Annotated in this window: 24 protein-coding genes; 15 read left to right on the top strand and 9 right to left on the bottom strand. The window is 45.3% G+C overall.

From position 1 onward, the window contains the following. Window positions 1–7 precede the first annotated feature (7 nt). The 4 genes from AB6E85_RS05335 (at window position 8) to AB6E85_RS05320 (ending at window position 4,865) form a co-directional block, all read left to right on the top strand. Window positions 8–1,720: an RluA family pseudouridine synthase gene (locus tag AB6E85_RS05335; protein ID WP_050653866.1), complete on the top strand. Its 1,713-nt coding sequence runs from the start codon at window positions 8–10 to the stop codon at window positions 1,718–1,720. 156 nt (window positions 1,721–1,876) lie between these two features. Continuing rightward, window positions 1,877–2,257 (top strand): hypothetical protein, encoded by a 381-nt coding sequence (locus AB6E85_RS05330; RefSeq protein ID WP_017064884.1) that lies wholly within the window; start codon window positions 1,877–1,879, stop codon window positions 2,255–2,257. Window positions 2,258–2,567: 310 nt separating this feature from the next. After that, window positions 2,568–3,728, top strand: a complete 1,161-nt coding sequence (locus AB6E85_RS05325; RefSeq protein ID WP_372141884.1) for a multidrug effflux MFS transporter — start codon at window positions 2,568–2,570, stop codon at window positions 3,726–3,728. Window positions 3,729–3,851: 123 nt separating this feature from the next. Next, window positions 3,852–4,865, top strand: coding sequence for an alpha/beta hydrolase family protein (locus AB6E85_RS05320; RefSeq protein WP_372141748.1), 1,014 nt, complete (start codon window positions 3,852–3,854; stop codon window positions 4,863–4,865). A 20-nt stretch (window positions 4,866–4,885) separates the two neighbouring features. Here the strand turns inward: AB6E85_RS05320 and AB6E85_RS05315 are convergent, their stop codons facing one another. Beyond that, window positions 4,886–5,941 carry a helix-turn-helix domain-containing protein gene (locus AB6E85_RS05315; RefSeq protein ID WP_372141746.1) on the bottom strand — a complete coding sequence of 352 codons (1,056 nt, stop codon included), beginning with the start codon at window positions 5,939–5,941 and terminating at the stop codon, window positions 4,886–4,888. A gap of 110 nt (window positions 5,942–6,051) precedes the next feature. After that, window positions 6,052–7,008 carry a GlxA family transcriptional regulator gene (locus AB6E85_RS05310; protein ID WP_372141744.1) on the bottom strand — a complete coding sequence of 319 codons (957 nt, stop codon included), beginning with the start codon at window positions 7,006–7,008 and terminating at the stop codon, window positions 6,052–6,054. A 125-nt stretch (window positions 7,009–7,133) separates the two neighbouring features. On the opposite strand from AB6E85_RS05310, the gene AB6E85_RS05305 reads away from it, so the two are divergent. Then, entirely contained in the window at window positions 7,134–7,694 is a 561-nt protein-coding gene (locus AB6E85_RS05305) for a cysteine hydrolase family protein (protein ID WP_372141743.1), read from the top strand. A 143-nt stretch (window positions 7,695–7,837) separates the two neighbouring features. Here the strand turns inward: AB6E85_RS05305 and AB6E85_RS05300 are convergent, their stop codons facing one another. The 4 genes from AB6E85_RS05300 to AB6E85_RS05285 form a co-directional block, all read right to left on the bottom strand. Beyond that, window positions 7,838–9,196, bottom strand: coding sequence for a Na+/H+ antiporter NhaC family protein (locus AB6E85_RS05300; protein WP_048612851.1), 1,359 nt, complete (start codon window positions 9,194–9,196; stop codon window positions 7,838–7,840). A gap of 189 nt (window positions 9,197–9,385) precedes the next feature. After that, a complete protein-coding gene (locus AB6E85_RS05295) occupies window positions 9,386–10,150 on the bottom strand; it encodes a hydratase (RefSeq protein ID WP_372141741.1) in 765 nt (254 codons plus the stop codon). 206 nt (window positions 10,151–10,356) lie between these two features. Continuing rightward, entirely contained in the window at window positions 10,357–10,662 is a 306-nt protein-coding gene (locus tag AB6E85_RS05290) for a DUF3861 domain-containing protein (RefSeq protein WP_017069212.1), read from the bottom strand. Between the two features lie 33 nt (window positions 10,663–10,695). Beyond that, complete coding sequence (locus AB6E85_RS05285) at window positions 10,696–11,187, bottom strand: DUF2798 domain-containing protein (protein ID WP_372141740.1); 492 nt, start codon at window positions 11,185–11,187, stop codon at window positions 10,696–10,698. A gap of 125 nt (window positions 11,188–11,312) precedes the next feature. Here AB6E85_RS05285 and AB6E85_RS05280 point away from each other — a divergent pair, with 125 nt between their 5' ends. Continuing rightward, window positions 11,313–11,738, top strand: coding sequence for a MarR family winged helix-turn-helix transcriptional regulator (locus tag AB6E85_RS05280; RefSeq protein WP_017060573.1), 426 nt, complete (start codon window positions 11,313–11,315; stop codon window positions 11,736–11,738). A gap of 111 nt (window positions 11,739–11,849) precedes the next feature. Here AB6E85_RS05280 and AB6E85_RS05275 read toward each other — a convergent pair whose 3' ends face one another. Next, entirely contained in the window at window positions 11,850–12,911 is a 1,062-nt protein-coding gene (locus tag AB6E85_RS05275; protein WP_372141739.1) for an MBL fold metallo-hydrolase, read from the bottom strand. Window positions 12,912–13,098: 187 nt separating this feature from the next. Next, on the bottom strand, window positions 13,099–14,883 hold the full coding sequence (locus AB6E85_RS05270; protein WP_372141738.1) for an SgrR family transcriptional regulator: 1,785 nt from the start codon (window positions 14,881–14,883) through the stop codon (window positions 13,099–13,101). 602 nt (window positions 14,884–15,485) lie between these two features. On the opposite strand from AB6E85_RS05270, the gene rimK reads away from it, so the two are divergent. Both rimK and AB6E85_RS05260 read left to right on the top strand, forming a co-directional pair. Next, entirely contained in the window at window positions 15,486–16,391 is a 906-nt protein-coding gene (rimK, locus tag AB6E85_RS05265) for a 30S ribosomal protein S6--L-glutamate ligase (RefSeq protein ID WP_019824669.1), read from the top strand. Window positions 16,392–16,423: 32 nt separating this feature from the next. Continuing rightward, window positions 16,424–16,852: a RimK/LysX family protein gene (locus AB6E85_RS05260; protein WP_019824668.1), complete on the top strand. Its 429-nt coding sequence runs from the start codon at window positions 16,424–16,426 to the stop codon at window positions 16,850–16,852. A 130-nt stretch (window positions 16,853–16,982) separates the two neighbouring features. Here AB6E85_RS05260 and AB6E85_RS05255 read toward each other — a convergent pair whose 3' ends face one another. After that, window positions 16,983–17,771 carry an MBL fold metallo-hydrolase gene (locus AB6E85_RS05255; protein ID WP_193842337.1) on the bottom strand — a complete coding sequence of 263 codons (789 nt, stop codon included), beginning with the start codon at window positions 17,769–17,771 and terminating at the stop codon, window positions 16,983–16,985. A gap of 387 nt (window positions 17,772–18,158) precedes the next feature. Here AB6E85_RS05255 and AB6E85_RS05250 point away from each other — a divergent pair, with 387 nt between their 5' ends. The 7 genes from AB6E85_RS05250 (at window position 18,159) to AB6E85_RS05220 (ending at window position 25,326) form a co-directional block, all read left to right on the top strand. Continuing rightward, on the top strand, window positions 18,159–18,761 hold the full coding sequence (locus AB6E85_RS05250; RefSeq protein WP_050621773.1) for a 2OG-Fe(II) oxygenase: 603 nt from the start codon (window positions 18,159–18,161) through the stop codon (window positions 18,759–18,761). Window positions 18,762–19,066: 305 nt separating this feature from the next. Continuing rightward, window positions 19,067–20,359 (top strand): extracellular solute-binding protein, encoded by a 1,293-nt coding sequence (locus AB6E85_RS05245; RefSeq protein ID WP_048612845.1) that lies wholly within the window; start codon window positions 19,067–19,069, stop codon window positions 20,357–20,359. 242 nt (window positions 20,360–20,601) lie between these two features. Continuing rightward, window positions 20,602–21,483, top strand: a complete 882-nt coding sequence (locus tag AB6E85_RS05240; RefSeq protein ID WP_050711797.1) for an ABC transporter permease subunit — start codon at window positions 20,602–20,604, stop codon at window positions 21,481–21,483. Between the two features lie 38 nt (window positions 21,484–21,521). Next, on the top strand, window positions 21,522–22,364 hold the full coding sequence (ugpE, locus tag AB6E85_RS05235) for a sn-glycerol-3-phosphate ABC transporter permease UgpE (protein WP_048612843.1): 843 nt from the start codon (window positions 21,522–21,524) through the stop codon (window positions 22,362–22,364). Next, on the top strand, window positions 22,354–23,652 hold the full coding sequence (ugpC, locus tag AB6E85_RS05230) for a sn-glycerol-3-phosphate ABC transporter ATP-binding protein UgpC (protein WP_372141737.1): 1,299 nt from the start codon (window positions 22,354–22,356) through the stop codon (window positions 23,650–23,652). The genes ugpE and ugpC overlap by 11 nt, the downstream gene beginning before the upstream one ends. A 56-nt stretch (window positions 23,653–23,708) precedes the next feature. Next, window positions 23,709–24,428 carry a glycerophosphodiester phosphodiesterase family protein gene (locus AB6E85_RS05225; RefSeq protein ID WP_372141736.1) on the top strand — a complete coding sequence of 240 codons (720 nt, stop codon included), beginning with the start codon at window positions 23,709–23,711 and terminating at the stop codon, window positions 24,426–24,428. Window positions 24,429–24,588: 160 nt separating this feature from the next. After that, window positions 24,589–25,326 carry a sulfite exporter TauE/SafE family protein gene (locus tag AB6E85_RS05220; RefSeq protein ID WP_050645840.1) on the top strand — a complete coding sequence of 246 codons (738 nt, stop codon included), beginning with the start codon at window positions 24,589–24,591 and terminating at the stop codon, window positions 25,324–25,326. Window positions 25,327–25,386: the final 60 nt, after the last annotated feature.

Raw genomic sequence — 25,386 nt, 5'->3', positions numbered from 1 at the left:
TACGACTATGCACTCATCAAAACCAACGCACGACTCAGAAAACAGCCACACACCTGAGCATTGCTTCACTCGTTTTCAACAGCCGATCGAGTCATATTCGTTGCCTGAGCGTTTCACATTCCCGTTCTACTACGAACCGCACCCACTGTGTGAAATAGCCTCTCATCAGCTTCAACAATATCTAGAAACACAAACCGACTGGCAGCATGACTTCGGACTAGATTCTGACGCTGGTCGCGGCAAAATGTTTGGTGTGTTACTGGTGAAAAGCCCTGAAGGTGAATTGGGTTACTTCTCTGCTTTTTCAGGGAAAATCGCCGACCAAAACCTACTGCCTCACTTTGTTCCTCCTGTATTCGACATGCTGAGCAGCGATAGCTTTTTCCATCAAGACACAGCCGACATGATGGCAGTCAACGCTGAGTTTAAAGCGCTGCAAGCAAATACTAAATACCTTGAATTGTGCGAGCAACTGGCGCAGCAGAAAGCGCAAGCGGAGCAAGAGATTGAAGCTCAACGCCTATCAATTATTGAAGGCCGAAAAACGCGTAAAGAACAACGTGAACAAGGTAAAGAAAACCTTGATGGGCAAGCTTTCGAACAGCTAAATAACGAGCTAAACAAAGCCAGCGTTGCCGACAAGAACCAGCAGAAGTACCTAAAACTCAACTGGGAACAAACCCTGCAACTGTTGCAGGCTAAAGTTGATGTTTTCACCTCTCAACTGGCTGAGCTAAAAGAGCAAAGAGCACATATTTCTCATCAGCTTCAACACAAGTTGTTTTCACAATACGCTTTCCAAAATGCGGAAGGAAACGTTGAAGACCTTAACCAGATCTTTGAAAACACGCCAAACAAGATACCACCAGCTGGCTCTGGCGAATGCGCTGCGCCTAAATTGCTGCAATACGCGTACTTAAATGGTTACACACCATTAGCATTGGCTGAATTTTGGTGGGGTCGCTCTCCAAAGTCGGAAATCCGTAAGCACAAGAAATACTACGCCTCTTGCCAAAGCAAATGTGTACCAATCCTTGGCCATATGATGAAAGGCCTTGAAGTCGATCCAAACCCATTGCTAGAGAACCCAGCAGAAGGCAAAGAGCTGGATATTCTGTTCCAAGATGAGCACATCGTTGTAGTCCACAAGCCAGCAGGTTTTCTATCTGTGCCGGGTAAAACCATCAAAGATTCCGCCTACACACGTGTTCAAGAAATGCATCCCGATGTTGAAGGCCCATTTGTTATTCATCGCTTAGACATGGCGACCTCTGGCATTCTGATATTTGCCCTCACTCGACGTGCGAACAAGAGCTTGCAGAAGCAGTTCATTACTCGTGAAGTCGAAAAGCGATACGTGGCAATGATTGAAGGCGTTCTAGCAGAAGATGAAGGCTATGTTCGACTGCCATTGCGTGGTGATTTGTATGACCGCCCTCGTCAGATTGTCTGCTTCGAACACGGCAAGCCTGCAGAAACCAAATGGGAAGTGATTGAGCGAAACGAGCAAACCACTAAGGTTTACCTGCACCCTAAAACAGGGCGTACACACCAGTTGCGTGTTCACTGTTCACACGAAGAAGGCCTTAACATGCCTATCGTTGGTGATGGCCTATATGGCAATAAAGCCGACCGATTGCACTTACACGCAGAAAGACTTGCGCTGCACCACCCTGTGACCAAAGAGTGGATGGAATTCCAGTTCGACGCTGAATTCTAAAATCTCTCATTAAAAACGAGTCTTAATTAAGGGAGTCACAACGCTTGTGGCTCCTACCTCTTTTGGGTATATCTCCACGCTTATTGCACTACATCAAGATTCACTTTGTTGTGAAGAGTAGCATGCCCACCTTCTTCTCTCCTTGAGGCCTTTGATATGTCATCAGCTGCTTTGAATTTACAACCTAACAAACTGACTTCCCCATTAATTGCGACTCAAGCACCAAGCTTGAAGCCACTTACATCCAAAAAGCCAGACTTAAACTCGGCAATGCTTAACTTAATTGAAGAAGTGAAAAACGAACTCCCACTTTACGAGTCGGAGACGTTTATCTGTGGGCCAAAAGGAAACTGCTCGGGTTGCTCTAAGAAACTACTTGAGATGGTCGACAGCGAGTTAATGTATTGGGAGCACAGTATTTCCATTGGCCAAGGCCCTAACTTCGAAGAACTGCGCCGCTTTGGTAAACTATGCAGCAGCGTTCGACGTGGTTTAGAGCGCAATGGCTTAGTCGAAAAACGCCCAAAGAAAAGATAACAAGCCAACTCGATAATCATTACAATGTGTCGTTGGCGATTACAAGCTACCCTGCTACTAACTGATTGAACTCGTTAGCTATAAAAGCAATAATGTTTTGTAATACAATTTAGTACGCAGACCGACTTCGTAGATTCGAACTCATAGAGATAAGTTCATCGATACTTTCACCATATTCTTGAACGACTCTATCCTTCTTGTCTGACGTGCCTTAGCCTTCTGTATATCAATATCACACCGATTAAAAACCTATTTGGGACAACGGAGAGCCACCTTGAAGAGACCACAACCAGTACTGGGAAAGACCGGTATGCTATTTTTTCTCGTCATAATAAGTGCTTTCCCTCCATTGACCATCGACCTTTACTTACCTGCACTCCCGCAGATGGTCGAGGTGTTTAATACTGACCGATCAATGGTCAACCTAACCCTGAGCAGCTACTTCGTTACTTACGCCATCGGTCTTTTGTTCTGGGGGCCACTCAGCGAAAAATTTGGTCGTAAGCCGATCCTATTAATTGGATTAGCGGGTTATATGGTCGCGAGCATATTGTGTGCGATGACCAATAGCATCGAACAGTTAATTGGCGCTCGTGTATTCCAAGCCTTTGCTGGCAGTGCTATCACCGTTATCGCTACCGCCATTGTCAAAGATCTTTATGACGGCCGAGAACGTGAAAAGATCATGGCGACTATCATGTCACTGGTGATCATCGCGCCAATGGTTGCGCCTGTATTTGGTGCCTTTCTACTGAAAATTGCTTCTTGGCGAATGATGTTTGTCACGCTCGCCATTTTTGGTGCATTTGCGTCAGTATTAGCTTGCTGCTACCGAGAAACACTCGAAAACAAATACCAAGGTTCTATATTCCGCTCATGGGGAAGAATGGGCGTGGTCATGAAAAACCGCTCGTTCGTCAAGCTGCTGGTCATTTTCTCTATCATACCGATGGCGTTGATGGGCTTTCTTGCGGCGGGTTCTTATATCTACATCGATCGTTTTGGATTGACCGAACAACAGTTTAGTTACGCGTTCGCATTCAATGCATTGTGTGCCTCATTTGGTCCAACAATCTACATGAAGTTGTCCTACCGAATGCCGGTTCAGAAGGTCATCTCAGGATGTTTTGCTCTGCTGGCGCTTGCCGGAATCTTCACCCTAACCATTGGTGACCTGTCCCCTTGGTTCTTCATGTTCATCGCTGCACCAGCGACACTGATGGCGATCATCATGCGAGTACCGGGCACCAACTTGATGTTGAACCAGCAAGATCATGACACGGGCTCTGCCGTCGCACTGATTCAGTTCTTCAGCATGATTTGTGGCTCGCTAGGCATGGTATTAGTGTCAATCCGTCCAGAGTCGCTGATTGAAAACCTCGGCTTTATCCAATTATCCATCGGTACGCTAGGCGGCCTGATGTGGCTAATGGTCAGAAACAAAGAGTTCGTGACTAATAAGCTGAATTAGGCCTTTTGGTAATCTAACTCTGGTACTTAAACACGATTTAGGATGTACTCGATCGTGTTTAAGGTCTCGCCCTCACTGGCTTTAGCGCATATTGGCTCCAATCACCTCAATTGGAGTTAAACCATGAAATGGATACATTTACTGTTCACATCCCTACTTTTCCTTTGTACTTCATCCATCGCTTCCGGTGTCGGATTCACTCAAGCCACCTTAGCTGACGATCCTAACCGCCCGCTAAACACTGCCATTTGGTATCCCACACAAGATGCATCAGACACAACCTTGATTGGCGATAACCCAGCCTTTATCGGCACGCAAGTCATCAAAGATGCTGAGATTCAATTAGGCACTTTTCCAGTAGTACTGCTATCACACGGCTACCGAGGAAACTGGCGAAACCAAAATTGGTTGGCGACAGAACTCGCGAACCGCGGATACATAGTCGCCGCAGTCAACCATCCGGGAACAACCTCTTTTGACCAATCTCCTGTGCAAGCCGCCAAGTGGTGGGAAAGACCGCGAGATATCACTCGAATTCTCGATTACCTATTAAGCGAAATTCAGTGGAAGCAAGCTGTTAACGCCGACAATATCACAGCAATTGGACACTCGTTGGGTGGCTGGACAGTGATGCAATTGGCGGGAGCAAAAATCGATAGGGCGACCTTTGAGGCTGAGTGTTTTATATACCCGAACCCGCGAACCTGTGGGCTGTCTGATGAATTTGGGCTATCACAAGTCCAACCCTCAGAACCAAGCAATAAAGACTTATCAGACCCTAGAATTCAGCGCATTGTCAGCCTTGATTTAGGACTTGCCCGAAGCTTTTCGCTACAAAGCTTAAACAACATCACCGTGCCAACTTTGATACTGGCTGCAGGAATTGATATTGGCGACTTACCCCAGGCATTAGAGTCTGGCTACATTGCTGAGCACATGCCTCTTAATTTAAGACGCTATAAGGTCTATGAAAGCGCCACCCATTTCAGCTTCATTCAAAGCTGTAAACCTGGGGCAATACCGATGCTTGAAGAAGAAGTCCCAGGCGATGGCATTATTTGTAAAGATGGCGTTGGTACATCACGCGACCAGCTACATCAATTGATCTTAAACGACATCATTAGCTTTCTGAATTGATAAACGAAAAGCAAACACACTCAATCTAACACTTGTGGCGAACTTCGGTACTCACTCGGGGTTTGCCCTGTGATTCTTAAAAACTCACGATTGAAATTGGACTTGGTTTGAAAGCCGGAGTTAAGGAATATGTCTGTTATCGTCCCATCACTTTGCTTCAATAAAGTCTTGGCATGCTCAATTCGATAAGAATTTATCACCTTCGAAATATTTTCGTTGTGGGTTTTATTAACCGCCACCGAGATCTTCCGAGCAGGAATAGCTAACTTTCTCGCCAACCGGTTTAGAGTCAAATCAGGGTCTGTGAACACATGTTGTTCTTTCATCAACGAGTCAAACTTAGCAACGATATACGCGACTTCTTTATCTTCTTCTACGCTAGCAACCGATACATCGACCTCTAAGGGCAAGTTGCTTGGCTTTGGAGGTTCACTCTGTTGATTCTGCTTGAGATCTGGAGCAGTACTTATACTGACAACAATTACAGCTCCAACTATGGCTGGAATAAGTACAAGGTAACCAACAGACAGAATCAGGTCAGTGTGCTTTGAGTTAAACAACAAGATATCGTAAGAGAGTACACCATCGACCAAAGCAGAAAACAGTAGCATTCCCCCTGCAACCCGCTCAGCAATCAAGGCTTTCGTTACATCAGTTAACCTTACTTGTTCCGGCATACTGAACGACGATTTCAGCAGCAAGCTACCGTAGCCTAGATATAGCGAGATCAGAAATATATCGACAGTTCCAACCCACACATGCTCATACAATAATGAACCGCACAGAACAACCGGAGGGCCAATCCAATGCAAATATGTGTTTGGTTGGCTTCTGTGAGCACCAGAAAAACAAAGCCATGCAGCTACTGGCACACTCGCGCCAAGAACGGGCTGTAAGAAACGAAACAATGCGATATCCAATGTCCAGCGTAGCCCTACAACGGTGATCATCAAAGCGCACAACATGATAAACCAAAATGGCTTTTGACTTGCCTGCGGGTAGCGATAACGAAATAAAATGGCGATAAGTAATAGCAGTAGAGCCGCAACGAATGGTAAGGGAATGGCGAGCATCAAAAGTCCATTTAAGTTCGATAAAAGATCATTTCAATATCACGTCACATATTCCGTAAGTAAACGATTGAATCAGTGCGAGTAATAAGGATTGAATATCAATCTATGGTAAATCATTCCTCAGAGAGAAATCTAGAGCGAAACCTTGATGGTGTTAAGCCAATGATTTTCATGAAGACTTTTCGGAAACTGTTTACGTCCTCATAGCCAACTAGGTAGCTGATCTGTTCTACCGGTTTGTGGGAGCTTTCCAATAACTCGCATGCGCTTTGAATACGCACGTGTTGGATATAATTGATAGGCGTAAAACTGGTCGCTTTGGTAAATTGACGAATAAAGGTTCTTCGAGTCATGAAGGCTTCTTCTGCCAATTGATCGAGCGACAAAGGGAGATGATGATGCTTCTGAATAAAACGCTGCACCGACACAATCTTGTCATTGCCGTGAGCATAATTCGGCACAAAACTCTGATAGTAGCGCTGCTCTCTCAAACCCGTATCAAGCACTAGGTATTTACCGAGATTACGAGTATTGGTCGGCGTCGTGTATTTGGTCAGGATAAACAGAGCCAGATCCATCCACGACATCAAACCACCTGCGGTGATAATGTCAGCGTCATCGATCAAGATTTTGTCGACATCAACATCGACGTCAGCATAGTGCTCCGAAAATTGTTGCTGAGCTTGCCAATGCGTTGTCACGGTTCGTCCTTGCAACAAACCCGTTCCCGCCAAAATAAACACACCTGCGCAAGCAGAACACAGGATCGCCCCACGTTGATGAGACTGCACAAGGTAGTCCAATAGCCCTTCATCTGGTTCTAGGTAGTATCTACCATCTAAGTTTGGCGGCACTAGAATAATGTCGGCCTTTGAGTTCTCAAGTGATCCGTTGGTCGACATAGACAAGTCGTCGTGAGGCTTAATTTCAACATGAAACTGAACCTGCTCATTGGAAGACTCAATGCTATTCGCCAACTGAAGAAACTCTTTCACTCCGAACACGGCACTTTGCAAAGAGCCTGGATAGTCGATGATTTCGACCACAACTGATTTTGTCACTATTGCCATAGAGTCTGTCATTTTTGACGTGCGATAAAAACTACAGAGTATTCATAATATCCCTACACCGCAATACACCAAATACACCAAATACACCAAATACACCAAATACACCAAATACAAAGGTATAGACTATGAAGAACACTGCATTACTACTTATCGACTTTCAAAATGACTACTTCCCTTCATACGAGGGTGCAAAGTGGGCACTGTCTGAAACGGAAAAGGCAGCCGAAAAAGGTGCTCAGTTATTACAGGCTTTCAGAGACAAGCAACTACCAATCGTTCATGTGCGCCATGAATTTCCAACCAATGAAGCACCCTTCTTCTTGCCAGATTCAGACGGTGCTCAAATCCACAACAGCGTGACTCCGCTAGAGGGTGAACCTGTTATCGTAAAGCATCAAATCAATAGCTTTAGAGATACTGAACTGAACAAGGTGCTAAAAGATCAAGGCATTGAGAAACTGATCATCGTTGGCGCAATGAGCCACATGTGTATTGATGCTGTGACTCGTGCAGCAACCGATTTAGGCTATGAATGCCACGTAGCACATGATGCTTGCACTACCTTAGACATGGAATTCAACGGTGTTAAAGTTCCCGCTGCGCATGTCCATGCGGCATTCATGGCCGCATTGAGCTTTGGCTACGGCAATGTCGCGACAGCCAGCGAACTTGAAAGCCAACTTTAGTAAAGCTCAAAACCGTCCACATGGGCGGTTTTGTCTATATTCAAATCAGTATTAGCTTCCAAACAATTCGTTCAGGCGCAAAAAAGGCCCCTTTTGGAGCCTTCTTGTCAGAGCCAGTGATCACTCAGTTTGGTCAATTGTTACTAAGCTTGAGCCACTTGGCGTGCTGGGTGTTTAATAAACACAGCCACTACAGCCACGATTGCAAGCGCGAAACAGTAGTAAGAGTTAGACACGATCTCTAGCGGCGATAGGTTAAACACAGAGCCCAATAGCAACACCTGAGCACCGTAAGGCAATACGCCTTGAATCACACACGAGAAGATATCCAATAAGCTTGCAGAGCGGCGTGGAGACACATCGTTCTCTTCTGCTAATTGGCGAGCAACACTACCAGACACAATGATTGCGACCGTGTTGTTTGCCGTACAAAGGTTCACCATTGATACCAAGCCAGCAATACCTAGCTCACTTGCGCGGCCATTCGCTTGCTTAGAGTGAGAAGAGCCAAACGCACGAATCAAACCGCTCACTAAGTTAGTCAGAAACGCTAATCCACCTTGGCGACGCATCAACTCACTCAAACCACCAATCAGCATCGACAGTAAGAAGATCTCTTGCATGTTGCCAAAGCCTGCGTAGATGTCTTGAGCGTAATCCGTCAAGCCGTAGTTCTCAACAGAACCTAGACTTACACCACCCGCTAACAAGATACCGATCGTCAATACAACGAACACGTTCATACCCGATACCGCAAGAATGAGGATAGTGATGTACGGAAGGACTTTCAGCCATTCAATTGGGCCCGTTTCAGGTACCTGAGTCGCTGTGCTGTTGAAAGCAAAGATAACAATCGCGATAAGTGCAGCAGGCAGTGCAATACGGATGTTCTCTTTAAATTTGTCTCTCATCTCACAGCCTTGCGAGCGAGTCGCAGCAATCGTGGTATCAGAGATGATTGAAAGGTTATCACCAAACATAGCGCCACTTAGCACCACGCCAGCAGTCAGAGGAATGCTCATGCCAGCTGAGTCAGCAATGCCTAGGGCAACAGGGGCAACCGCAGCGATAGTACCCATAGATGTGCCCATTGCGGTCGCAATGAACGCCGAAATAAGGAAGATGCCCGGTAGGATCATGCTCGTTGGGATAGCCGATAGACCAAGGTTTACCGTCGCGTCCACGCCACCAGAAGCTTTAGCCACAGCAGCAAAAGCACCCGCTAATAGGTAGATCATACACATTGCAATAATGTCTTTGTGACCCACACCACCCAAGAACTGCTCGATCGCACGGTTCAATTTATCTTTGCTCAATAGCAACGCTAACATCACGGCAGGCAGAGCCGCAATCGGTGCTGGAAGCTGATAGAAAGCAAAATCGACGCCTTGTAGCGACAGGTATGTACCCACGCCAATAAACAGCGCAAGGAAAACGATCAGAGGGATAAGCGCCACTGCCGAAGGGGCAATTACCGCGTTAGAATTTTTTGAATTGGACATGGAACGACAACACAATAGAACAGGAAGGAGAGCAGACTAATGTCACACTTAGAACTTGTCAACGTCTAGACGTCTAAACGCCTAATTTAATGCAAAGTAATAAGAACCCTATTGAGCATCACGTAATAAAAAAGGCTATTTACTCATCAGTAAACAGCCTTTCGATAACAGATAGTGCGTCGCTAGAAGTTAGCGTTTCTGCTTGAACGTTACTTGGTATTCGCCAATACCTTCATAATGGAAGGTCGTTGGCTTATCGAATTCCATTTCCACGATACCGCAGTAAGAGCCCGTGATAATAGCTTCACCCGCTTGGAAATCAACACCACGACGTGTCATGTAGTTAATCAGCCAGTAAATTGGGCTTGGTGGCAGTGTATTCGGGTGCTTACCGTCGAATGTTTGAACTTGCTCGCCTTGTGTCACTTCAATGCTGATCTCTGCAGAAGTGAACGCTTTTTCGCGATCAATCTCAGGGCCAATGAATAAGCCTTGGTTTACTAGGCCATCGGCCAGTTTTTCATAGAACTCAGCGCCGCTGTCATCCGCAAAACGAGATTGCATTAACTCAAGTGCCATGTGACAAGAACCAATCGCTTCGTTGATTTGCTCTTCGCTGTAGCCTTCTTGGCTTGCAGGCAGGCTCTTAGCAAGCGTAAATGCGATTTCAGGCTCAACGCGTACTACGTCGTTGTCAGCAAACAGTTCACAAACTTCGCCTTGTTGAACGCTGCCCGAGAAGATTGGCGCAACAACAAACTTGTCTTCAGCCAGAGGAAGTAAGCACTTCCAACCGCCGACTTTATCGCTTTTCAAATCGATCATTGAAGATTGGATCTTTAGCGCATCTTCCAAGTTATTCGGACGGTACTGTTCGTCCAATCTTGGTGCTTTGGTGCCAGCAACGCGACGACTCAACAGTTCTTCAGCTGCTTGTTTAAATACATTTGTCATATAATACCACCTTTAGTTTTATGACCAGTATAATATCGGATTTCTTAAAGCTTGAATAGACAATTCAACAACGGTGCTACACCGAAAATTCAGCCATCAATTTTCGCATATTCTAGACGCAAACAACTGAAATTATTTTGATTTAAAGACAACAAAAGCCAGTAAGTTCGTTACTGGCTTTTCGATGTGTTACTGATGATTAGGCTTTACTGCCCTTTCAAGGTCTTCTTAAGGTTTTGCATGAAGTCTCTGAAGTGAGGCATAAAATTAACAAACAGAGGATGCTTTCTATCTTGCATCATCAATGGACCGAGTAAACGGATACTCACACCCAGTCGTGCTGCTGATTGCTCATCTAAGCCGCTGTCTTGTTTGATCTTCTCAACAATCGCGAACATGTTTTCTCTGTCTTCAATTTCAAACTGCATGGTTTGAAGTTCGCGGTCTTCTTTAACGCTCACTTCTTCAATAGTGATGCGGTAGTTATTGTGTTTGCCTGTAAATGCTTTCATGTGGATCTCCTACAATGCTGTGAAATGTTTTGGCTAGCTCTTCATGAATCGTTCTAGCTTAGGTTTAACCGTCATCGACATTACGACCATAATCGTAAGGCCAATAGGAAGCGCGGCAATAAATCCATTAAACCATCCACTGGTAAACGCCGATGTATCCGAAAATCCAATATTATTTGCCGCTGTTACAAATGCCATCATGGACTCCATAATGAATGCCATGATCAGTCCTATGATCAGGTTGCGAACTTTCTCGCTATAAGTTGTGAACACTCTAGCAACGGCTTTGGTGACTAAAGCCATCATCACCGCGCCCATTGGCATCATGATCACGACAACAAGGGCTAACGAAGAAAGCCAGTTGCCAATAAATGCCTCGCCGAATCCGACATTCATGTAAGTCATCACGGCCGTTAAACTGCCGCCAATCGTCAGCATTAAGCTCATCATGACCAAAATTTTGTATAAAACCGGTGTGCCTTTTTGCTCAGGAAGAGTTGGCGTTAGAGTTGCTTGAATCGTCATATCTATTTCCTGTCTTGAATTTACGAACAATTAAGTTGATAATGTCAACTATAAATACAATAGTTGATAATGTCAACTATAAATACAATAGTTGATAATGTCAACTACATTTCTAAGGATAGTTTATGTCTGATAACACATCGCTAGAATCAATCTTTCGTCTAGTGCACTCTTTGAAACGTCAAATGAGCGAACAGATTGAGAGCTTAGACTCAGAGATCGCCCCTATGAACATTCGTGTCATGAAGATCATTACTAAGAAGTCTCCATGTACCGCTATCGATATCGCACACTTCCTAGATCGTGATAAAGCACAGGTCACTCGGCTCATTAATGCCTTGATCAATCAGGAACTTGTGAAGAAGTCTCCGAACCCGGAAGACAAGCGCAGCCAGTTATTGGTTCTGACTGATAAGGGTCAAGAGATCATGAGTAAGGTCTCGGATATCGATCGAGACATGCTGAAGAGAATGACCAAAGGCATGGCCGAAGACGAGTTAGAACAATTCAGAAAAATTGCGAAGAAAATGGCGCAGAACTTAGAAAGCTGATCTTAAAAATAAAACGAAAAAACGCCACCGAATCGTAAGATCGGTGGCGTTTTGTGTATAAGTTGGGTTGTACAGCTTAGTGGTTTAGCTATGTCTATTTAGATGACAACTCTAATTCGATGCCAGTTTCCACCATGCCTGAACAGGTACCGGCTCTGAAATCACCAAACGTTCACCCATCACCGGGCTTACCATTTGCACATCTCGCTCTTTGCTAATCGCCAGAGCTTGTTCCATTGGATCTTGCCAATCGTGCATAGAAAGGTCGAAGGTACTGTTGTGGATTGGCATCATCACCTTACCTTGCAGATCAATGTGCGCCTGAACACTCTGTTCTGGGAACATATGAATATCCGCCCAAAGAGAATTATACGCGCCCGTTTCAACCATGGTTAAATCAAACGGCCCATAGCGCTCACCAATCTCTTTAAAGCCGCTGAAGTAACCAGAGTCACCGCTAAAGAAGACTTTCTTATCTGAAGCGTTAATAACCCAGCTACCCCACAGTGTTTGGTCACGATCAAGCAAGCCACGTCCAGAGAAATGCTGTGTCGGCGTTAACGTGAACTCAATGTCTGAGGCCGTTGCCGATTCCCACCAATTTAATTCGATGATCTTCTCTTTATCCACGCCCCACTTTTCCAACAGTGCGCCCACTCTTAATGGCACTAAGAACGTCCCCACTTTGTCGGCGAGCACCTTAACGGCACCTTTGTCTAAATGGTCGTAGTGATCGTGGCTGATCACCACCACATCAATATCGGGTAGGTCTTGCAATGTGATTGGTGTCGGATGAAAGCGCTTTGGTCCCATCCATTGCACCGGTGATGCACGATCACTGAACACAGGGTCAGTCATCACTAGCTTCCCATCCAGTTTCATCATCACACTGGAGTGACCTAAGCGGTAAGCAACGTCGTCTTGTTCTTCGATCAATTGCTCAGCTGTCATTGGAATCAAAGGCAATGCAGCGCGCGGCACTGGCTCGTTTCTTTCTACAGTCACGTATGCTTTCAAGATTGAAAAAATATCAGACATACCCGATTTGTATTCCAACTCACTGTTAGCAAACTTCTTTGGAAGCTTATCTAGATTGTCGTTTGATTGTGAACCTGTGCTTACGATAGCGACCACGGCAAGTACTCCTAAAATCGGTAATAGATATTTTTTCATTGGTATCTCTTCATCGGTTGGGATGGACCCAACACATAAACTACACCGACTAGTTTACATACAAAAACTAAAAAGTAAACCACTGAGTGTAATTCTTAGTTTATCTAGACGTGAGCGTGCCAAAGTCGATTTTGGAGAAACCGACTTTGAAAACGAGTTAACTTAGTTATTTAGTAAGTAAGAAAGGTTAATCAGCAGACCATACATTCTTGAAATCTGGCCATCCCCAGTTGGTGATGGCCACGTTTTTCAGAATCCCTTGGAAACGAACAGTCTGTAAGTGATGGAACATAGGCACTAACCAATAATCTGAGATCAGAGTAGACGCGATAGGTTCTAGCTCTGCCAAGTAATTAGGCAGTTCAACGGATGCTTTATGACTATCCAAGCGCTGCTTGAGCCAATCGCTGTTCATCTCTCCCAAAGCAGAGTGCAGAACAGGATCGTTCATCATCCACGAGAACAGCGAAGACGGAGCATTGTCATCGAGGTTGAGGTTACACAACACCAAGTCCTCCTTTAACTCGCCACTCTGAGAGAGCTGCGCCAACTCTCGAAAACTGTAGGTGTTCACCTCAACTTCCACGCCATACCGTTTGAGTATGTCGGATACGCAAATCGCACATCGATACAACGCATAATAATCGTAAACCGCAATACTCATCTTTTTCGGCAGTTGTGTCTCTTTCGAAGGCGTTCGATACAATTTCTGCCAACTTGGTAGTATATTTTGAGCTAAAGAGACACTGAACAAACCCTTGTTATGTTCCAGCTGAGACAAAATCGCTTGTGGGTTGGTCAGTTGTGAAAGGTATTTGCGCTGCTCATTATTTAGTGGGCTAGCCGCTGAGTTCTGATTGAAGAGGATAAACAGACACCCATCCTCGACTCGGCTACGAAGGCCGTCTGTGTCTGCTGAAACAAGTTCCGCATCGCTTTTCCCTAATTGATGGAAGCAAGAAGAATCTTCATAAGGCGATACGTGCATTTGGCTATCATCGAATCGAGCAGTGCCCGTCATTGATTCCTCAAACTGCCAGATGGTCACCTCATCGGTTAACGAGCGGCAACCATAATAGTGTTCAAATGCGGCGAGTTTGATTCGTTCATTGTTGGTCTCAACCACTTTAAATGGACCGGTACCAATAACAGCATGGGACACAGAACTTAATGGAGACGGTTCACGGGTGACTTGCGCTGCGGGTTGAATCGAATATTTAACGCCAGCAAGTAAACCAGCAAAGCCGGTATCTGCTTTGGTGAGTTGAAAGCTGATCCTCAATGGCTGCTCACTGTAAACTGAAGCGACATGGGCGAGCTCTGTTTGATAGAAAGGTAAAGTTTGCAATGCAGAAAACATCGAAACTAATTGCTTAGCATCCACAGGCTGTCCGTCATGGAAAGTAAGTCCCGGGCGTAGATAGAAAGTCCAAGCGAGCTTTTCAGCGTCATATTGCCAATGATGCGCCAGCTCAGGCTTCAACTCGCCTTTGCCATTACAAGTCACTAAACAACTGAACACTTGTCTGATCAAAAATCGTTCACTACTACGATGAATATGATGCGGGAACAGGTCTTCGAACTTACGTTTGTAGGTTAATTGGACGTGCAGTAACCCTTCGCGCATCGTCGCACCGGATGTTTCTTGGAGAAGAGAACCAAACACTGCGCGGTCATCATCCAGAATAGAGAGTGCTTTTTCGTACTTACCCTGCTCTATCAGCTTGCTGGCAACATGTTGAGTCAGTTGTTGATTGCTAAAGCGCAATGTCAGGTTAGAACGTTGATTCCTCCCAACTTTTGGCTCCCACACTACCCATTCAGCCTGATGCATCTTGCCGAGTAAGGTTCGTGCATGGCGCAAACTGGTAAACAGCTTGTTTGCCACCTCAGTCAAAGTCACCGAATGTGAGATGTTTGGCTCGAACGAATCCAGCCGAGTGTAGTAACGCATCATATTTAGATCAGACAAATAATGAACCTTTTAGCAACAACCCTTCCTCATAAAGCCGATTATAAAACACATTTGTCTTTAAGTGACGATAAAAGACAAAAACAGGAACAACCCAACAAAAAACCGTCTGTTTATTACTTCCTGTTAAATGACCATAATTAATGGGTCAACAAGGAACTTTGAGTTCCCACCAAAGCCTAATACAAGAGAAGTAATCATCATGAGAAAATACTATCTTAATAAGCTAAAAAGCACCTGTAGCAAGCTCGAAAGAGAAGCACTACGAACACTTATAGAGCTATGTAACTGGCGTTATTAGTACACTTTTAAGCACCGAGTTAACGCGAGTTGAGTACAACCTAATATGCTCCTACCCCCAATATGAGTTAGGTCTCAACTCGCTTTTCCATTCCAAATCCCCTCTCAACCCAGTTGTACCAATCGCTCACGCACTCGATAAATTTCTGTTGTCGACTCGACAAATTTAATTCGTTTTCTTAGTTAAACGAAAAGCCTTAAGGTTCGCCCCGAAGCAAGCAAGGAGCCTCAGAAAAACTGAAAGCTCAGCTAACAACTAATTTATTTGCAGTTACCAATCAGGTATTAACTAAGGAAACGCCATGCGTATCGCAATTCTTTCTCGCAACGAAAATCTATACTCTACTTCTCGCTTAAAAGCGGCTGGAGAAGCACGTGGTCACCAGGTCGATGTTATCGACACGCTGCACTGTGATATAGATATCGCGAGTAACAATCCGAAGATTCGCTACATGGGTGAAGAGCTACCTCAATACGATGCTGTTATTCCACGTATTGGCGCTTCCATTACCTTTTACGGAACTGCGGTTGTTCGCCAATTCGAAATGATGGGCACTTTTTGTATCAATGAGTCAGTTGCAATCAGTCGTTCTCGCGACAAACTGCGCTCACTACAACTTTTGTCTCGCAAAGGTATTGGCTTACCAAAAACAGGTTTCGCTAGCCGCCCAGACAAGATTCAAGACTTGATCAAAAACGTAGGTGGTGCGCCACTGGTTATCAAGCTTCTTGAAGGTACTCAAGGTATCGGTGTGGTTCTAGCTGAAACAAACAAAGCAGCAGAAAGCGTTATCGAAGCATTCATGGGCCTAAAAGCGAACATCTTGGTTCAAGAGTTCATTGAAGAAGCAAATGGCGCAGACATCCGCTGTTTTGTTGTTGGCAACAAAGTAATTGCAGCGATGAAGCGTCAGGCTGGTGAGGGTGAATTCCGCTCTAACCTGCACCGTGGCGGTACAGCTCAACTGGTTAAACTAACCAAAGAAGAGCGCGCTACAGCAATCAATGCTGCGAAAATCATGGGTTTAAACCTATGTGGTGTTGATATTCTACAATCTAAGAATGGCCCTGTTGTAATGGAAGTTAACTCTTCTCCTGGCCTAGAAGGTATTGAGAAAGCGACGGGCAAAGATGTAGCAGACATGATTTTCGAATTCATCGAAAAAAATGCAAAACCAAACGCTAACCGTACTCGTGGCAAAGGCTGATTTAACGCCGTTAACTCATGATTGGAAATGACATGAACAATAAAATGATCATAGGGAATACAGAAGCACTTTGCTTACCAGAGTTAGGGATAACTGGACTACATACACGTGTTGATACAGGGGCTAAAACCTCTTCTCTACACGTAGACAATCTACTATGTGTAAAAACAGACGGTGAGAACTTCGTTGAATTCGATCTTCACCCAGACGTTTACCACCTAGAAGAGACAGTGCGCTGCAAAGCGAAACTGAAAACAAGTAAAAGAATCAAATCATCGAACGGCGAAGTTGAACACCGTTGTGTGATTGAAACCATGCTAAAAATCGGCGGTCAGGAATGGCCTATCGATATCACGCTAAGCAACCGTCAAGATATGACTTATATGATGCTGCTTGGTCGTCAAGGCATGAGTGACAAAGTGATTGTTGACCCAGCGGGTGAATTCCTGCTGACTCACTAATCAGAGTCATCGTAACCGCTCCACAGGTTATAACTAAATAAGGCCAGTCTCATGACTGGCCTTATTGCTATCTATTTTTCTATTTCTACTTTCAGCTCTGAATACACGACTTTGCATTCAGACTTCTGATCTATTTCTTCGATTTACTATGAGATTGAAAACCAAATCGCCAAATCGATAACAGTAATTTCTTGGTTTTGATTTTCGTCACTCGCCAATGTGTAACAGGCCTTCTTGGGGCACTCATCAGCAGATGTTCAAAAGCCTTCTGACTGAAATCGACTTGCCCACCATGTGCCACCAGCAAGGTATCGAGCTGCATATCATAAATGCGCGATACAGACGCTCGATACTTATTAGGGTGAAAGATAGGAAACGGCGGAATTAGTTTCTTCTTAACCTCGACCATCAAGTCGGCCACATAAGCCACGCTGTGTGATGGGCAATAAACGGAAAGATCTCTGTCGGTATGGCCCGGGGTTTCAAGAACCAACCAATCATCAAACCCCGGAATACTATCCCCATCAGACAGCTTATAGTCTGGTTTTAATTTCCTTGAATACCACAAGTTCGCTTTCGGTTTTCCTAAGCGATTCGCCATCCACCTAGCAAGCGCTAAGTCGGTCAGGTGCATCAAAATGCCATCAATGCCGTAATACCAGTCTTTATCTCGGTTTGCTGCCACCAAGTTACAGTTCGTCAGCTTTCTGAGCGTATGCGCAGCGCCTGCATGATCGGGGTGCATGTGTGTCACAACCACAGTGTGTAGGTCGCCGAATTCACGGCCAAGATCATCTTCAATGAAATCCCTAAGATGGGGTATATCCGCTCGGCACGCACCATCAAGTAACAGCAACCTGTCTGGGTACTCTACGAGATACATGTCTTGGATATAGCCTTTGATGGTATGCAGCTGCAAAACCGCTCCTTGTGATAAAACAACTGGTCAGACCTATACAATAGCAAATTCAACTTCAATTGTGATCATTTTGTTAAGAGTAACAATCTAAAACCGGATAGAGAACTCGAATCAAGATTTCGATTGGTATCCACTAAATTACTCAAATCCAATGTTACTCAAATCCAATTCAACTCAGAGCAGTGGAAACAGATTCCAAAGATTGCCATCAATTTCATCCGATATTTGTCAGCATTATCGAATGCCCGCATTGCCGTAAACCTTGCTCTATAGGCCTTGCTATTCAAGCCTCCACTAGCATTTATCGTAACGACAAAACATGTGATTTGTTGACCTGAGTTATTAGGACTATATATGCGCCTCTAATTTATTGTCTGAGTGCTATACATGAACCAATTAATCGATGCTCTTTCTACCCAAGGTTATTTCGTTTGGGATGACTTCTTAACTCAAGAAGAAGTGGTGGCATTGAGGGATTGCATTCCAGAGAACTGGAAAAAGGCTAGGATTGGCCGTAACGATGAAGTAACGCGAGAGTCGACCATCCGTAGTGACAAGATTCAATGGGTGCGCCGCGATATGGGTCAGCCAGCATCTCTGTTTCTAGACAAGATGGAACAAATTCGTTTAGCAGCAAACCAAGCGTTCTTTTTGGGTCTGTTCGAGTACGAAGCGCACTTTGCTAAATACGAAAAAGGCGACTTCTACCAGAAGCACTTAGACTGTTTCAAGGGTAATGAGAACCGCCGTCTGACTACCGTGTTCTACATGAACGACGAGTGGACAGAAGACGACGCAGGTGAGCTTGTGGTTTACGATCTAAAAGACAACCACATCGCGACCATTCCACCAAAGTCAGGCCGCTTATTTGTGTTCTTATCTGAACAGTTCCCACACGAGGTACTGCCGACCAACACAGAGCGATTCAGTATTGCAGGTTGGTTCCGTATTAACGGCGTGAAAGACAACCAACTCGATATCGCACACTAGAACAAAGCCGATTATTACAAGTTCTAGCTTATTCAAAGCCTCTCATTCGAGAGGCTTTTTTGTTGAACAAATGCCGATCAAATATCGGTCAACAAACCTCTCAAAAACCGCACGTAGTAAATATCAAAACCATCAATAACTTTTCTCTTAAATGAAATCGAAATGAATCTTTCATATCAGTGAAACGGTTTAGCCACTTAAGTGAAATACGCCCTGTTCAAGATAGCTTCAAACGACACCCCTACCGTCTCGTTAACACTCTAATCCAATACCTCGACATCGATTTCATCCAAAAGGAAACGAAGATGAATAAGCTAATTTTGGCAGGCGTTCTTTCTGCGACAGCGGCAATGCCAGCGTTCGCAACGACTCAAGTCACTTGGTGGCACGCAATGGGCGGCCAGCTTGGAGAAACAGTAAACAAAATTGCGACCGACTTTAATGCGTCACAAGATGATTACCAGATCACGCCAATCTACAAGGGTTCATATACAGAGACCTTAACAGCCGGTATCGCGGCATACCGAGCAGGTGAAGCACCTAATATTCTGCAAGTCTTCGATGCAGGCGCAGCAACCATCATGAACGCGAAAGGCGTCGCGAAACCGGTACAGGATATTCTGGTTGAGTCGGGCTACAACTTTAATTCAAACGATTACCTAGCGGGCGTTCGTAACTTCTATGCCGACAACCAAGGCAAGATGGTTGGTATGCCTTTCAACAGTTCGACACCGGTTCTTTACTACAACAAAGATCTTCTCGCGGAAGTGGGTGCAGACGCGCCTAAAACTTATGAAGAACTAGAAGTCGTTGCTAAGAAGCTGAAGGCAGAAGGACACATCGCGTTTTCTCAATCTCTGACGCCGTGGATCATGTTTGAGAACTTTAAGTCTCGCCACAACCTGCCGGTCGCAGATCAAAACAACGGCTACGATGGCTTGTCCACTAAGATCATGTTCAACACCAAAGACATGATGATGCACGTTAGCAAGATGAAAGAGTGGTCAGATCTCGGTTACTACAAGTATTACGGCAGCGACTGGGATGCAAACCAAACACCTTTCGAGCGCCAAGAAGTGGCGATGTGGATGGGTTCTTCAGGCTCATTCGGTGGCTTACGTAACCGCGTACCTTTCGAACTCGGCACCACATACCTTCCATATTGGAAATCGGTTAACCCAGACGCAGGCTTAACCTTCATTGGCGGTGCTGCTCTGTTTGCACTCAATGGCCATGACCAACAACAAGACAAAGGTGTCGCAGCGTTCTTTGACTACCTGACTAAGCCTGAAACTCAAGTTTACTGGCACAAAACCACTGGCTATGTACCTGTAACAACGGCTGCCTATGAGCTAGCGAAAGAGTCTGGCTACTACAACGAACAGCCAGACGCAGAAGTGGGCGTTAAGCAACTAAGCCTAAAATCGGGTGAATGGACTAAGGGCTACCGCTTAGGATACTACCCTCAAATTCGTGAAGTGATGCATCGTGAGTTTGACAATATCTTCGCCGACCGCTCTAGCGTCGAGAACAGCCTAGATAAAGTCGAAGATGAGAGCAGCAAGCTGCTGAAACGCTTCGCTCGTACGATGAACTAATTCTGCTTTTTAACCAAAGCAGATTACTGAGCTAAAGGCTTAACAACCCAAAGCTGTTCATTGCTCCTCACCACTTGTCACTGCGTCATTAAAAACGTAATGGCAAGGTGTGAGGAGATTCTTCACTAGCGCCATTTCTTGCTCCAAAAACTACAACTCAACTGGATGCATTCCTTTGCTATAGCGCTAGTGCTCACCGTAACTAACAGTGATAACAGTCACTAATTTTTGGGGGTTACCCTGTGGAACGACGTCAGCAATTCTTTCACTCTCCGCTGCCTTACCTATTTTTGGCGCCTCAGATACTCATCATTGCGATTTTCTTTATCTACCCAGCAGCAAAGGCAGTTTACCTGTCCTTCATGCTAGAAGACCCTTGGGGCACCTCTTCCATCTTCGTGTGGTTCGAAAACTATCAGATGCTATTCGAATCGAGCGAGTATCTGAACTCGATTGGTTTCACCTTGATGTTCGCAATTGTGGTTTCTTTCTTATCGCTTGCCTTAGCGCTGCTGCTCGCGGTTAAAGCCGACAACATCATTCACGGACGAGGCGCTTACAAGGTCACTCTCACTTGGGTTTACGCGGTTGCTCCTGCGATTGCAGGCGTAATCGGTGCTTTCTTGTTTAACCCACATATTGGCGTGTTTACCGAGATATTTGCGGTTATAGGTTGGGACTTTAGCTTCCAGACCGACCCTTTAGATGCCACGTTTGCTCTGATTTTGGTTTCGGTATGGAAACAGGTTTCGGTGAATTTCATCTACTTTCTGGCTGGACTTCAATCGATCTCTTACGCCGTAAAAGAAGCGGCAATGCTGGATTGCGTCAGCGACTCAAAACGTTTCTGGACCATTACTTTCCCGCTACTCGCACCTACAGGCTTCTTTCTTCTGGTCATCAACCTCACCTACTCGTTCTTTGAAACCTTTGGCGTAATCGACACCATGACCAATGGCGGCCCGGGTGGTGGCACAACGTCGTTGGTGTACAAGGTCTATCGAGACGGGTTTGTTGGCGCAGATTTAGGCGGCAGCTCTGCGCAGTCAGTTGTGTTGTTGCTACTGGTGCTCACTCTTACATTTATCCAGTTTCGCGTTGTAGAAAAACGTGTTCATTACTAGCCCACGACAGCTAGGTTTTAACGCGGCAGGAGTTATTTATGAAAAGTAATAAGGTCTCTGACCACCTAATTTTAATTACTGGGATGCTGTTCATGTTGGTCCCTATTTGGCTAATCTTCGCCAGCTCGACGCATAACCCAAACACCATTGTCAGCGAAGGCCTGCAATGGCTTCCAGGCGATAACTTTACGGCCATTTATAGCGAAGCTTGGAACAAAAGCATGGGCTTCAGTGGCGAAGTCACCGCCAGCAAAATGATCGCCAACTCGATGATCATGGGGCTAGGTTTTGCGATCGGTAAGATCATCATTTCGATGATGGCCGCATATGCTTTGGTCTACTTCAGGTTGCCTTATGCCACAGCTTGGTTCTGGTTGATCTTCGTGACGCTTTTACTGCCATTAGAAGTGCGCATTATCCCTTCCTATGAAGTTGTCGCTGGGCTTGGGCTGCTTAATAGCTACACAGGTTTAATTCTGCCTTTAATCGCCTCAGCCACCGCGACGTTCTTTTTTAGGCAGTTCTTCAAAACCATCCCCGATGAATTGTTAGAAGCCGCTCAGCTAGATAACGCAGGTCCGTTTCGATTCTTTGTCGACATCTTACTACCACTGTCTAAAACCATGATCGCCGCAATCTTCATCATCATGTTTGTGGTGGGTTGGAACCAATATCTGTGGCCGATCATGATGACCACGGATGAAGGCTACAACACTATCGTGATGGGCATCAAACAAGTACTCAACAACATTAATGAAACCAGTTTACCGCGCTACGACTATGTTTTTGCCATGGTGATTTTAGCTATGTTGCCACCCGTTTTAGTGGTGGTTGTATTTCAGCGTTGGTTTGTAAAAGGGCTAGTAGAAAGTGAAAAATAATAACAACACAAATCAAATGAACGATAACCGCATTCAATCACTCGCTGAGTACAAGATGTCTCACCCGGCTTCTCCGCAAAAATCAGAGGACACCCCGATGCCAAAGTTAAAACAAACGTTAGGGCACACCCAAGCCACTCACAACCATACGCACAAAGCACCTACCATGTTAGGCATCAAAAACTTGGTAAAGACTTATGAGAACGGTCATCGTGCAGTGAAAGATGTCTCGCTTGATATCGAAAAGGGTGAATTTCTTGTGTTGGTTGGCCCATCGGGCTGCGGCAAGTCTTCTATCCTGCGTTCAATAGCAGGGTTGGAAAGTATCTCTGGCGGTGAGATTCACTTAGGTGGGCGTCGTGTTGATAACGAAAAGCCAGCTCAACGAGATATCGCAATGGTCTTTCAAAATTACGCACTCTACCCTCACATGACGGTATACAAAAACCTCGCTTATGGTTTAAAGAACCGAGGTGTCAGCCAACACGTGATTGAAGAGAAGATTGAGAAAGTCGCCAAGACACTGAAAATCGAAGAGTACCTAGACCGCAAACCAGCCAAGCTTTCGGGTGGTCAGCGCCAGCGTGTTGCTATGGGGCGAGCGATCGTACGCGACCCTCAACTGTTCTTGTTTGATGAGCCTTTGTCTAACCTAGATGCCTCATTGCGCTCTCACATGAGATTAGAAATCAAAAAGCTGCAACGCGAGCTAGGCGTAACCAGTGTTTACGTGACCCACGACCAAGTCGAAGCCATGACACTGGCAGATAGAATTGTGGTTCTCAACAAAGGTCAAATAGAACAAATCGGCACACCAAGAGAAGTCTACCACCAGCCTGCCAGCACCTTTGTGGCAAGCTTCATTGGTAGCCCCGCGATGAACTTCTTAACTGCCACGCTCGATGATGGCTATCTTGAAATCGGCGATCAACAAATGTATCTGCCAGAGTACGCGCACGTTAAGGACGCGACTATCACGCTTGGCATTCGCCCTGAACACTCTGAGGTTTGTTCCGAATTAAAGATGAACACCTTGCCTCTCGAACTGCGTATCAGTGTGGTTGAGCCGTTGGGGCCGAATCAATTGGTTCATGGCCTTGTGAACGACCAACCCTTTATCGCCGTCACGCCAGAAACGACACTATGCCAAGTACTGCCGCTCGGATTAAGCATTGATAAATCCAACCTGCATATTTTTGACAGTCGTGGCAAGCGTATTCAGCCGAATAACTTTACTTCACAAGAGTCACGCGAAGAGACGACAAGCATAACGACGGCTCTCGCTTAATCGAGTACACTGATATTTAATGCGTTTTTACGGTGCGTCTTTAAGAAGGATTAATTATGTCGTCTATCATCGTAGGTCATCGGGGTGTAGCAGGTACTCACCCAGAAAATACCAAAGCAAGCATTGAACAAGCCGCTAAACTCGGCTTGAAATGGATTGAAGTAGATATTCAGCCAACTCAGGATGATCAACTTGTGGTTTGTCACGACCACACCCTTGAGCGCTGCAGTGATGGCAAGGGTCGTGTCGACGAACATACCCTTGCAGAACTGCGTCAGCTCGATTTTGGCAGTTGGAAGTCTGAGCAGTTCGCTGGTGAAAGAATATTGACGTTGGAAGAGTTGCTCGCGCTTGTTGAGCAGCATGATCTCAGCGTGAACTTAGAAATCAAAGTCGACAGTCGACATCAAGCGCCTCATGTCGTTGATTTGCTGCATACCGAGTTGATTCGTTCAAATCTAGACACCGACAGAGTGCTGCTTTCAAGTTTCAGCCATCAAGTAGTTTCTGAAATGGCCCGTCACCTGCCGAGATACCGAGTTGGTGTGATCACTGAGCAACTAACTCAAGCCGACTTGATGTTGATTGACGAGGTTAAAGCGTTCAGCTGTCACATGAACTACGAGCATGTGAATCAGAGCGATCTTGATACACTGAGTGAAGCAAACATCCAAACATGGTGCTACACAGTAAACGATCCGTCTCAGTTCAAATTCATCTCAAAAGTAGATGCCGTATTCACTGATTTTCCGAATCAATTTACCCCTATAAATTGACCAGACAAATACTGCAAAAATAACCCCGAGAGACTTTAAAATTAACTCTCGGGAAACCTTAAAATTAGGTAGCAAACACAAGTGAGTAGGAGTACATTCCGCTACTCACTTGGTTTCATTAGCTCGCTCTATTTAGACAGCTTCATTGGTTACTTAATTTATGGATCTCATTTTTAGTCCAACCTTCCCAATTTTGGGTGCAATCTTCATTTTCGCCGCTATTGTTCGTGGCTTCTCAGGTTTCGGTTTCACCTTAGTGGCATTGCCATTAAGTGCGTTATTCGAGCCTGTTATCGAACTGGTTCCCGTCTTCATGTTGATCGATCTCCTAGGCAATGTTCAATTACTGCCTAAAGTTCGAAAGCATGTTAACTGGCGCTGGGTTTTAAAGGTATTTATCCCCTGTTTTGCCTTCACACCAGTCGGCTTACTTCTGCTTAAATCCGTTAGCCAAGACACGATCATCTTGATCATCAGTGCCTTCATTTTTGCGTCTGCACTTATGATCTACAAAGGCTTCCAGTACAAAAGCGAACCTAGATTTGCTCCCTATATTCTAGGCAGCCTTGCGGGTGTAATGAACGGCGCGGCTTCGATGTCAGGGCCTCCAATTGGCACTCATGCATTGGCAAGCCCAGTCGCTCCGCACATAGCCAGAGCTGGCTTGATAGCCTTCTTTGTATTGGCGGATTCTACTGCATTTGTTTCGGCATCTATCGCTGGGTTAGTCGACCGCGATGTAGTTTGGCTGACTCTCGCGCTTCTACCAAGCAGCATGTTTGGCGGTTATGTGGGTTCTAAACTGTTCGAGAGATTTGGTGGAGCGAAGTTCAAGCCAGTCACCATTGCATTGCTGATTGTGATTGCAATCTTCAGTGCAGGTCGAGTCTTACTGTAACTGGCTTTAGCGGTTAATTTTGGAAGTTGATTTCAGCAGTTGGTTTCGCGAATTGATTGC

This window comes from Vibrio sp. 10N.247.311.51, from assembly GCF_041467855.1.
Lineage (GTDB): Bacteria > Pseudomonadota > Gammaproteobacteria > Enterobacterales > Vibrionaceae > Vibrio > Vibrio coralliirubri.
This window is presented reverse-complemented; position numbering and strand designations above follow the sequence as displayed.